This is a genomic window from Vibrio sp. 10N.261.51.A4 (assembly GCF_041471945.1).
GTDB classification, from domain to species: domain Bacteria; phylum Pseudomonadota; class Gammaproteobacteria; order Enterobacterales; family Vibrionaceae; genus Vibrio; species Vibrio crassostreae_C.
The window spans coordinates 35,283-46,503 of record NZ_JBFRPJ010000004.1; the positions used below are offsets into that span (position 1 = coordinate 35,283).

Genomic DNA, 11,221 nt, shown 5'->3' on the forward strand with positions numbered 1-11,221 from the left:
ATTCCCGCTGCACGCTCCAACTTCTCCTTATGCTCCATGACGTGCTTTATTCCAGCGACACGCTATTCAAAAACTTTCTCCGTTAGTTAAATCCATAGTCATTAAATCCATAGTCATTAAATCTATACTGATTAAACTTATTTTGTTTAAGCTTAGATTGACCAACCAAAGCTATTAACTCCTTAATTCGCTTCGTATTTCTGACACCTATCCAAATCACACATTGCAGTTCAGCTTTTAATGATTTTCAAAATTGTTCCAATTTAATAATCTTGGTCAATATCTGCAAAAATCATTGTGTTAATGTGCGCGCATTAGCAACAACCCATAAATAATAAAAAATGTTTAAAAGCAATGAGTTAACAATTAGCATCGAAGCAATTAATGTCGCGCTAGCAAAAGTCGAAAATGCCAATAAAATTCAGCTAGATACATTGAAAGGTTATGTGAACAGCGAGCCTGAACAAGCTGTACTGGCTTTTCGATCGCTGAATGAAGCAGAATCAATCGACGACAAGTTTAAAAAGATCATGGCAGAGCTACCGCACCTGAGCGGCGAAGCACACCACCTGCTTGAAACTTCTATCTTGCTACAGTGACTATAAATAAAGATAAGCCTCAGCGAATCCCTCACAGCAAAGCGCTTTAGGTATAAGTTAAGACTTATCTTTAATTTTCTAGCCCTCATTGAATTTCTAATTCAACAAAGCGCTATTGATTAACGTCTAAAGCGTTAACGACTTCACCATACCCGCTTCAGCGTGACCAGGGATATTGCACGCTAACTCTACGTTATTATCACCATGAAAATGCCAAAGCATCTGCTTCGCTTTGCCCGGCTTAACCGTGACTGTACTGCCCGAGTCATGAGCGTGATTACCCATTTTTTTCATCATTTCACGATGCTCTAGCTGCTCTGAGGCAGAACCAATCGAGAATTCGTGATCAATCTTGCCTGTATTCATCACAACAAACTGCACTACGTCATTTGGCTCTATATCGACCTTGTTTTTAAATGTGATTTTCATATCATCACTTAGCAGCACATGAACCACTTTATCGGGCTTCGCGCCTTGAGCTGGCATCCCAACTTCTGACATACCTTCCATGTCCATCATTCCATCCATATTCATCATCTTTGAATGGTCCATCTTTCCACCCTTCATCATGCTGTGATCCATCTTCGAGTGGTCCATTTCTCCACTCTTCATCATCGAATGATCCATATTTGAGTGATCCATTTCAGCAAAAGCCGTTGCAGTAGTTAACGTCAGTGCAATCGCAATAAGTGTCTTTTTCATGATCGTTCCTTAGATTAATTCAGTTATTTATTTGTTAGTTTCACATGTTCATGTGGTACGCCCTTACCCACTCTGTTTTTGGTAGGTAAGGGCTAATAATCAATACGTTATTTGTTTGTCTCGTTTTGGCTATGCGTAATCTCACGCTGTTTCCAGAGCTTAAAGATTGCAGGCAACACCAGTAGGGTAAGCAATAATGCGGACGCCATTCCGCCTATCATCGGCGCTGCAATTCGCTGCATCACTTCAGAACCCGTTCCCTCGCCATACATAATTGGAATGAGGCCAATGATCACCGTAAGTACTGTCATCATCACTGGGCGAACACGCAGTCCTGCACCCTCACGAATCGCATCCGTTAAGTCTTCACTCTGAAGTGCTTGCTGGTTCTGCTCCGCATCCAATTTTTTGTAGTGCCATGCTTGATTTAGGTAGACCAACATAATGACGCCTATCTCAACAGCTACCCCGGCAAGGGCGATAAAGCCCACACCCACCGCAATCGAGAAGTTGTAATTGAGGACATGCATCAGCCATAGGCCACCAACCATCGCGAGTGGCAATGTCAGCATGATCATCATCACCTCACCGACACGGCGGAAGCTGAGGTAGAGCAATAACATGATGATGGCGATGGTAATTGGCACAACCACACTCAAACGCTCCTTCGCACGCTCCATGTATTCGTATTGACCAGACCACGCCAATGAATAACCAGCAGGTAAGACGATTTGATCTGTAACGACTGTTTGCGCCTCTGCAACATAAGAACCAAGGTCGCGACCTTCGATGTCAACGAACACCCAACCATTAGGACGCGCGTTCTCCGTCTTAATCATTGGTGGCCCATCTTCATAGCGAATATCTGCAACATCAGATAAAGCAATTCGCGCTCCATTTGGTGTCACTAACGGCAGGTTCTGCAACTTAACGACAGAATCACGATAGCTTTGTGGGTAACGGACATTGATTGGATAACGCTCTAGCCCCTCAACGGTTTCACCCACGTTCATGCCACCAACCGCCGTCGAAATAACCTGTTGCACTTCTTTAATGCTCAAGCCATATCGCGCAGCAGAACGACGTTTGATGTCTATCGTCACATAACGACCACCCGCAACACGCTCAGCGTAGACAGAAGCCGTACCACTCACGCTATTGAGGATGGGTTCAAGTTGAGAGCCAATATCCTCAATCACGCTCAGATCTGGGCCTGCGATTTTGATACCAATTGGCGTTTTAATACCGGTCGCCAACATGTCGATACGCGTTTTGATTGGCATGACCCAAGCGTTGGTCAAACCGGGGAATTGAATCAGATCATCAAACTCTTTACGCAGAGACTCAGTGGTGACACCGTCACGCCACTGATCTCGTGGTTTAAGCTGAATCACGGTTTCAATCATGGTCAGTGGCGCAGGATCGGTTGCTGTCTCTGCTCGACCAATTTTGCCCCACGTGGTTTCGACTTCTGGAATGGTTTTAATAAGCTTATTGGTTTGTTGCAACAACTCACGAGCCTTACCTATTGAGATGCCCGGATACGTGGTTGGCATGTACATCAAATCCCCTTCGTCCAAAGGAGGAATGAACTCGCTACCAAGCTTACTGGTTGGGTAATAAGCAGACGCCATTAAGCCAAGTGCGATAACAATCATCACCTTGGGATATTTTAGGCTGAGGTTCAGAAGCGGTTTGTACATCGCCACTAGGCTACGGTTTACTGGGTTTTTGTGTTCAGGTAGCACGTTGCCGCGAATGAAGTAACCCATTAACACAGGCACAAGCGTGATAGCCAAACCCGCCGCTGCGGCCATCGCATACGTCTTGGTAAATGCAAGTGGCGAGAACATCTTTCCCTCTTGCCCTTCTAGCGCGAACACAGGCACAAAACTCAAGGTAATGATTATCAAAGAGAAGAACAGCGGTGCGCCAACTTCTTCTGCTGCCTTACCAATCACCTGCCAACGGTTTTTGTCAGTGAGCGGAGTCCGTTCAATGTGTTTATGAACGTTCTCGATCATCACGATGGCACCATCCACCATGGCGCCAATCGCAATCGCTATACCGCCAAGAGACATGATATTAGCGTTAATACCCTGCCAATGCATCACAATGAATGCACCCAAGATACCAACAGGCAGGCTTAGTGCGATAACCAGTGATGAGCGGATATGGAACAAGAACAGCGCACACACCACGGCGACCACGATGAATTCTTCAGCCAGCTTCTTCCAAAGGTTTTCAACGGCTGAATCTATCAAAGTAGAGCGGTCATAAGTCGCGACAATCTCGACACCATCAGGTAAGCCAGCTTGCAGTTCAGCGAGCTTGGATTTCACCGAGTCGATCACTTCACTGGCATTTTCACCAAAGCGCATCACGATAACGCCGCCAACCGCCTCGCCCTCACCATTGAGTTCCGAGATACCACGACGCATTTGTGGGCCAAGGTTAATATCGGCAATGTCGCCCAATAACAAAGGAGTACCTTTGTCAGTCACTTTTAGCGGCAAAGATTGAATGTCTTCAATGCTTGTCAGGTAACCGGTGGTACGAACCATATGTTCGGCTTCTGCAATCTCAACAACAGACGCTCCTGTTTCTTGATTACCATCTTGGATTGCCTTGTTGACTTGCTGAAGCGTCAGGTCATATGCACGTAACTTGGCAGGATCAATCTGTACTTGGTACTGCTTCACCATGCCGCCAACGGTCGCAACTTCAGACACGCCTTCTACAGTTTGCAATTCATACTTCAAGAACCAATCTTGCAAACTACGAAGTTCCGCTAAGTCATGCTGACCGGTTTTATCTTGCAACACGTAGCTGTAAACCCAGCCCACACCGGTTGCATCTGGCCCTAGTGTTGGCTTGGCACTCGATGGCAAGTTAGGTGCAACTTGGCTTAAGTACTCCAACACTCGTGAACGCGCCCAGTACATATCGGTATCGTCATTGAAGATGATATAGACATAGGAATCACCAAAGAACGAGTAGCCACGAACTGTTTCAGCACCCGGTACAGCTAACATGGCGGTGGTCAATGGATAGGTCACCTGATCCTCGACCACTTGTGGGGCTTGCCCCGGATAACTGGTTTTGATGATCACCTGAACATCTGACAAATCAGGAATGGCATCGACAGGTGTATTTTTAACGCTGTATAAGCCACCAAATACGATGGCGACCGTGGCAACCAGAACCAAGAATCGGTTACTGATGGACCAACGAATGATTGCATTGATCATAATGTGCCCTCACCCGTGCTATTCGTCGGTTCGAGAGATTTGAGCACATAATCAGAACCTTGCTTCGCCACTAGAAACCGAATGCTTTGACCCTCGGTAAACTCAGATAAATCAAGGTCATCACTGGCTTGGAAATTCATTTCACCCGCTTTCCAATTCCACTCAGGGACTGGCTGATGTTTTACAGTGATCATGCCAAAATCTGCCATCAACATGGTAATGTCACCCGTTACCCAAACTTCGCCGGCGATCTTGTGTTTGTTGACCTTGTAATCAACAACCTCGTATTGCCCTGACTCTGTCTTTCTCATCTCAAAGTCAATTGCCTTACCACGTTGCACGTCACTCATGTCCAAGCCTTCCACAAAGGTGAAATTCATCACCATGCCCGGCCAATCCCATTCTGGAACAGGCTGATGGTTAATCGTCACCATACGGCTGCCTTGCATAACATCGGAAATTTCACCGTTTGCCCATACGGTTTCCGCTTCTTCCTCAACACCATTGATGCGTGACAGATCAGCTGATTGGCTCGATTCAGAATCCAACATGAAGTGTGCAGAAGTGACAATACTCTCACCTTGCTCTAGCCCTTGAAGCACCTCTATTTTTTCGCCAGCTTCACGACCAACCTCAATACGAGCAGAGCGATACTTGCCAGAACCTTCTGACATCACCACTCGAGTCATACCACCGGAGTGAATCACCGAAGATCTTGGGGTAGTAAGAACCGCTTCATCACTAATGGGTTTCAGCGCAATATTTGCAAACATATTTGGCTTAAGCTCGCCATGGGGATTGGAGAACTTCAAACGAACGCGCAAGGTTCGAGTTTTCGGGTCCAGAATTGGGTAGACATAATCGACGTTGCCCTGCCACTCCTTACCGGGAATCGCATCCAGTGTCATTTCGGCATTGCTGCCTGATGAGATCCAGTGTGCTTGGCGCTCAAACACCTCAGCATCAACCCATACCTCGCCTAATGGGCCAGCACTGATCACCGCTTGTGCAGGTGAAAGATAACCACCTTCTCGAATATTCAGGCTAGCGATGACACCATCCGCAGGCGCTTTGATTTCGATGGTTTGCGAGGCTTTCCCTTTACGAGCGATGGATCGTATCTGCGCTTTATCTACACCTAGGGTGACCAAGCGTTCAGTCGAGCCCTTGATCAAACCTTTACGACCCGTTTTATAAGCACTGATCAACTCTTCTTGTGCTTTAACAAGCTCTGGAGAATAGAGTGTGAAAAGTACATCACCTTTGTTTACCTTCTCACCCACTGCGTTGATGTAGAGCTTCTCAACCCAACCAGAAACACGCACGTTGGTTTGCCACAATGTACTTTCATCGAACGCCACATAACCCACGGTTTCAATCCGAGGAGACAGCGCTTCGAACTTAACTTTCGCTGTTTTGACACCCAGATTATTTTCTACCGAAGAATCAATGAACACGGTACCGGGCTCATCTTTAGCACCACTTGAGTCATCCGCGTAAACAGGGATTAAATCCATCCCCATAGGTGACTGACCCGGCTTGTCTCGCTGATAATTTGGGTCCATCGGAGCCACCCAATACAGAGGTTCATCCTTGGTTTGTTTACTTACTTCGGCGTCTGTACTCGTTGCCATTGCTGACATGTCATGTGCTGGATTAATTAGAAAATGGTTCACACCAAAACCCAATGCACCACCGACCAATAAAGCGATTGTTGCTACTTTTACTGAACTCATTGTCTATTCCCTTATTGATTGGCTGTGTGTTTAGTTGCGCTTGAATTGAGTTGTGGTTGGTTTACTTGGTATTCAAAGCCACTGACTAACGCCGCCAGTTTGCTGTTAACGATGTTGAGATCGGTGATCAAACGTTGTTGCTCTAACTGAAGCGACAGCTCATCGGTCGTTGCTGAAATGACATCGTTAAACTGGGCGGTGTTGTTTTGATAGCCCCTCTCAACCGCGCTGATTCGTGCTGCGGTTTGAGGAAGCAAGGACGTTTGATAGCGATCTAATCGCTGGATCAGATTTGATCTGTCCACCAGCAATGCATTCACTTGTGCGTTCATTTGGGAAAGTAAGGTGTCTTTTTGAGATTTAGCCGCACCAACTTGATACTGAGCAGCCGATAAGTTTTTATCTTGTCGGCTCCCTGTAAACAGCGGGATGTCGACTGTCAGATAAGCACTCACAAGATCAGAAGCTGGTTCACCCGCCATGTTATTGGCTTGACGGTGTGCATACATCACTTCCACCCCAAACTGCGGGGTATAAGCTTGCTCGGCTAACTCAACCTGAGTTTGATTGGAGGAAATACTGACATCGGAGATCTTAACCAAAGGATGGTCAGTCAGTAGCTGGTAGTGCTTAGTTGAATCGATATTGGTCGCTAATTTGCTTTCCAACAACGACCAATCGATTTGGTTAGTTGCACTCAGTGTTCCCTGAGAATCAAGAACCTGAGAGCCTAGCCAATCAGAACCCAACCATTCAGAAAGCTGAGAGATTAAGCGGCGCTGAACTTGCTGGTTTGCCTGAAGTTTCTCATCAAGCTTGCTCACTTGAAGCTGAGCGTTAAGCAGATCTTGCGCTTCACTTTTACCAATCGAGTAATTGGTTTGTACATAGTTTTCAAGCTCAACCAACAAACGACGATTTTGACGAATCACCGACTCAGCCTTTTGCTGATAACCTAACTCAAGCCAAAGCTGCGTCATGCTATTCGCAACCGTCAATTCTCTTGCTTGCACCTGCAAAGCTAAAGCATCAGCCTGCTGGCCTGCCTTTTTCTGTTGGAGGTTAAGCGTATCGCCACGCTCAAACTGCTGCATCAGCCCTACCGATATATTAGTCATCGGGTCTTCGTCGAATTGAAAGCTATCGACAGGCAAACCGCCAAATCCAACTTTCAATTTCGGGTCCATTAAGGTCGAGCTGGCAATGCCCGTTTCTCGCATCGCTTGAGACTGAGCAAAGTACTGTTTGCGATTTCCATCTTCGCTTAAAGCAATCTCAATCAGTGTATTGAGTTGCTGCGTCGAGCTTGCTTGGTCATGTGCTTAAATGTGTTGAGCATTTGAAGCTGACGCCGTGGTAGCCGCGAGCGTAGCACTTGAAAACAAGGCCATAGGCAAGGCAGCAGCAACCACTAAGCTCGTGTTCATGACAAACACAGAGGTTGTTGGTTTCATATTCACAATGAATGTCCATATCTAGCGCTAATTAGCGCATAAAAAAGAATGGCTTATCAGATTTATCTAACTGATATAGCTGTATTTTTAGATATAGATTTATGCGGAAGGTGGGCGTAGCAAAGATTGAGCGCGTGCGACTTTCTGGCCAATCGTGACCGATTGAAAACGAGCTAATGAAAAGGAAAGTTGATCAACGGCTTGAACAGCCTGGATTGGATAGGGACTTGCAGAACACATTGAGGCACAGCAATCGGCACTCGAACAATGGTTACCCATCATCGGACTGCCGTCTTCGCTCATTGAAGACATATCGAATTGAGCCATCAAAGCATGGGCACTCATGTTAGAGTCTTCAGCGTGTACTTCTTCACTCATCACATGACACCCTGCCATTGAATCATTAACCGAAGTATCGCTGTGGTAACAAGCCGACTTGCTCGACCCCATTTCCATCATCATTACTTCAGTCATCAAGGCTGAGGAGCTTGAGGCATAGCTAGACATCAACATCGCAATGATGCTGAAAACAATAATCCAAGTTTTTCGGAATGTGTTTGTCATAGTTTACCTTTGAATTTACAACGCAACTATAAACGTTCCCCTTAGGGTAAGGTCAATGTCATTGTGCCGATATTTACCTGACCGTTGAAAAAGTATTCATCCTCTCTTTCATCAAAACGAGATAATTCTTCGACTTTACAGTTTTTTTCTTTAAAAATTATCCAATTAGCTAGCGAAACCTCTATCTGTGTATTTTACTTAAAATAGTGCAACCACGATTCACGGATGAGAAAAATGGCTAACAAAAAAAACGTCGAAGCAAACAAGAAAAATACAGAAATCAAAAATAAGAAAAGTAACGAGCTAGAACAAAAGAAACCAACACAAAAAAAGAAGCTCAGACTGCATTCACACCTAAAAGTTAATATCCCACTTTTTCAATCACTCATGATGATACTGCCATCATTGGCTAAACACGCGTCTGCCCAGGGTGCAGACAGCTCGGGCGATACCGTAGATCAGCTACCCGTAAATAACGTGACAGAAAAAGATGTCAGCGACGACCATGGAAAAACAGACTCATCAGCGGTTACTCATCAAGAGGCTCAAAAGAGCGACAGCGACGTAAACTCGACCTTAAGTGCAAGCCACGATCCCCATGGCTCGAGCTCTAACTTGGTTCCTTCTCATCATTTGTCGACGCTTTCTCACCCGCAAGTCCATTACATTCCTTCGGTATCGATGCCGACTATCTCCTCAGGAAGTAACGGTCAGCCGACTCATTCAAATGCGCCGACGACACCCGCTTTACCCGTCACCTTTATGCCAGAAGTCATAAAAGGTACCTACGGAGAGCTTCATGTTGATGCAAATGGTCAATACACATTCGTATTGAATCCAAATTCTCCTCAATACATCCTGTTAAACCAGCACCAACCAGGTACTGATCATTTTGCGTTACATCTATCTAACGGCTCGAGCATCATTGTTCAGATACCGGTAACAGGTAAGCAAGACACGCCAAATATTTCTGGAGACTTAACAGGTGTGGTAACAGAAGATCACAATATTGATTCACAAGGCTTGTTACATGCGAACGGCAAAATCGATGTCATAGACCCTGACCAAAATGAAAGTTCGGTTACGCCGGAAGTTATCTCAGGTAAATATGGTTCATTAACTATCGATGCTGATGGACATTGGCAGTATCAAGTTGATAACTCGCTCTCTAATGTTCAAGCTTTAACCGCAGCCACTTCACTGCATGAAAGTTTCACAATTCACACCAAAGATGGCACACCGCAAACGATCGATATGACGATTGGCGGAAACGACGACAATGCCGTAATTACGGGTGTGGATGCTGGCACGTTAACTGAAGATTTAACGACACAAGTTCAAGGGCAGCTTTCGGTAACGGACTCTGATCTTGGAGAGGACCACTTTCAAGCCTCACAAGTGACTAGTAATTTTGGTACGCTAAGCATCACCAAAGACGGTGCGTGGACATACAGTTTAGACAACAATAACCCAGTAGTTCAAAGACTTGGCCAAGGTTCAACTGCGACAGACATCGTCACTGTTCACTCAGCTGATGGCACAGCGCATCAAGTTATGGTTACGATTAATGGCACCAACGACCATGCGGTAATCACGAGTAGTACAGCAAATTCACCAAGTTCGTTTTTGGCTATCGGGAAAAGTAATGGCTCAAGCCAAGTTACTGAAGATAAAAACCTAACGGTTTCGGGCCAACTCAACATCACCGATATCGACTCAAAAGAGGCGCATTTTTCTAATTCCGACCTCAAGGGGACACTGGGTACTTTACACCTTAAAGACAATGGCGATTGGACCTATGACCTAGATAATAAAAAACCACAAGTTCAAGCTCTTGGTCAAGGTTCTGCGACAACAGACATCATAACCATCCACTCCGCCGACGGCACTCCTCATCAAATTACAATTACCGTTATCGGCACCAATGATAAAGCCGTGATAAGCGGAACAAGTGCTGGAGTGGTAACCGAAGAGTCCCAACTTCAGACATCGGGCACACTTGCGGTAACGGATGTGGATACTGGCGAGGCACACTTCTCTCACACCGATATCGTAGGCTCGTTTGGTACGCTTCATCTGACCGATACTGGTTCTTGGACGTACGATCTTGATAATAAAAACCCTGCCGTTCAAGCATTAGGTAAAGGAGCAACCGCTACCGACACCATCACGGTTCAATCTGCTGATGGCACGCCGCATCAAGTGACTATCACAGTAAATGGCACTAATGACAAAGCTACTGTCAGCAGTGCGACCGTTGCCATCGATGAAACCGACAAAGCGGTAACGACATCAGGAACGTTGACCAGTACTGACGTGGATAATCCAGATAATGCATTCACACCGGATTCCATTAGAGGCACCAACGGTAACCTGACTATTGACACTAATGGTCATTGGACATTCACCGCCAACAGCGCATTTAATCAATTGAACGTCGGCGATAAGGTCGAAGAAACCTTTACGGTATCGTCGGTTGATGGCACAGCGTCAACCATCAAAGTGGCGATTAACGGCACTAACGACGCCGCTACTGTCAGCAGTGCGAGCGTCGCCATTGATGAAACCGACAGAGCGGTAACCACCTCAGGCACCTTAACCAGTATCGACGTGGATAACCCAGACAATGCGTTCACACCCGATTCCATTTCCGGTACCAACGGTGATCTCACCATTGATGCCAATGGTCATTGGGTATTCACAGCAAGCAGCGCATTTAACCAATTGAATTTCGGCGATAAAGTCGAAGAGACCTTCACTGTCTCGTCTATTGACGGCACAGCGTCAACGATCAAAGTCACGATTAATGGCACTAACGATGCAGCGACAGTCAGTACCGCAACGGTAAGTGTGGACGAGACTGACAAAGCGGTAACTACTTCAGGAACATTGACTAGTACCGACGTGGATAACCC

The 11,221-nt window shown here is 46.0% G+C and carries 6 protein-coding genes and 1 pseudogene; 2 read left to right on the forward strand and 5 right to left on the reverse strand.

Translation table 11 applies throughout. The features are described 5' to 3' along the window. Nucleotides 1-341 precede the first annotated feature (341 nt). Nucleotides 342-599 carry a hypothetical protein gene (locus AB4384_RS01895; protein WP_065583933.1) on the forward strand — a complete coding sequence of 86 codons (258 nt, stop codon included), beginning with the start codon at nt 342-344 and terminating at the stop codon, nt 597-599. Between the two features lie 126 nt (nt 600-725). Here AB4384_RS01895 and AB4384_RS01900 read toward each other — a convergent pair whose 3' ends face one another. From AB4384_RS01900 to AB4384_RS01920, 5 genes and pseudogenes are all read right to left on the reverse strand, one after another. Then, nucleotides 726-1,301: a cupredoxin family protein gene (locus AB4384_RS01900; RefSeq protein ID WP_372105255.1), complete on the reverse strand. Its 576-nt coding sequence runs from the start codon at nt 1,299-1,301 to the stop codon at nt 726-728. 107 nt (nt 1,302-1,408) lie between these two features. Beyond that, nucleotides 1,409-4,552, reverse strand: coding sequence for an efflux RND transporter permease subunit (locus tag AB4384_RS01905; protein ID WP_372128769.1), 3,144 nt, complete (start codon nt 4,550-4,552; stop codon nt 1,409-1,411). Beyond that, complete coding sequence (locus AB4384_RS01910) at nt 4,549-6,288, reverse strand: efflux RND transporter periplasmic adaptor subunit (RefSeq protein WP_372128770.1); 1,740 nt, start codon at nt 6,286-6,288, stop codon at nt 4,549-4,551. The genes AB4384_RS01905 and AB4384_RS01910 overlap by 4 nt, the downstream gene beginning before the upstream one ends. A gap of 11 nt (nt 6,289-6,299) precedes the next feature. Further along, nucleotides 6,300-7,742 (reverse strand): annotated as a pseudogene (locus tag AB4384_RS01915) (TolC family protein). A gap of 99 nt (nt 7,743-7,841) precedes the next feature. After that, nucleotides 7,842-8,306 (reverse strand): hypothetical protein, encoded by a 465-nt coding sequence (locus tag AB4384_RS01920; protein WP_017059270.1) that lies wholly within the window; start codon nt 8,304-8,306, stop codon nt 7,842-7,844. 234 nt (nt 8,307-8,540) lie between these two features. Here AB4384_RS01920 and AB4384_RS01925 point away from each other — a divergent pair. Continuing rightward, the coding region (locus AB4384_RS01925; RefSeq protein WP_372128771.1) for a VCBS domain-containing protein at nt 8,541-11,221 on the forward strand (2,681 nt) is incomplete at its 3' end.

What these genes read in the sequence shown, in the direction of transcription:
- AB4384_RS01910 (WP_372128770.1), bottom strand. Translation starts at nt 6,288, where the DNA reads ATGAGTTCAGTAAAAGTAGCAACAATCGCTTTATTGGTCGGTGGTGCA.
- AB4384_RS01920 (WP_017059270.1), bottom strand. Translation starts at nt 8,306, where the DNA reads ATGACAAACACATTCCGAAAAACTTGGATTATTGTTTTCAGCATCATT.
- AB4384_RS01895 (WP_065583933.1), top strand. Translation starts at nt 342, where the DNA reads ATGTTTAAAAGCAATGAGTTAACAATTAGCATCGAAGCAATTAATGTC.
- AB4384_RS01900 (WP_372105255.1), bottom strand. Translation starts at nt 1,301, where the DNA reads ATGAAAAAGACACTTATTGCGATTGCACTGACGTTAACTACTGCAACG.
- AB4384_RS01905 (WP_372128769.1), bottom strand. Translation starts at nt 4,552, where the DNA reads ATGATCAATGCAATCATTCGTTGGTCCATCAGTAACCGATTCTTGGTT.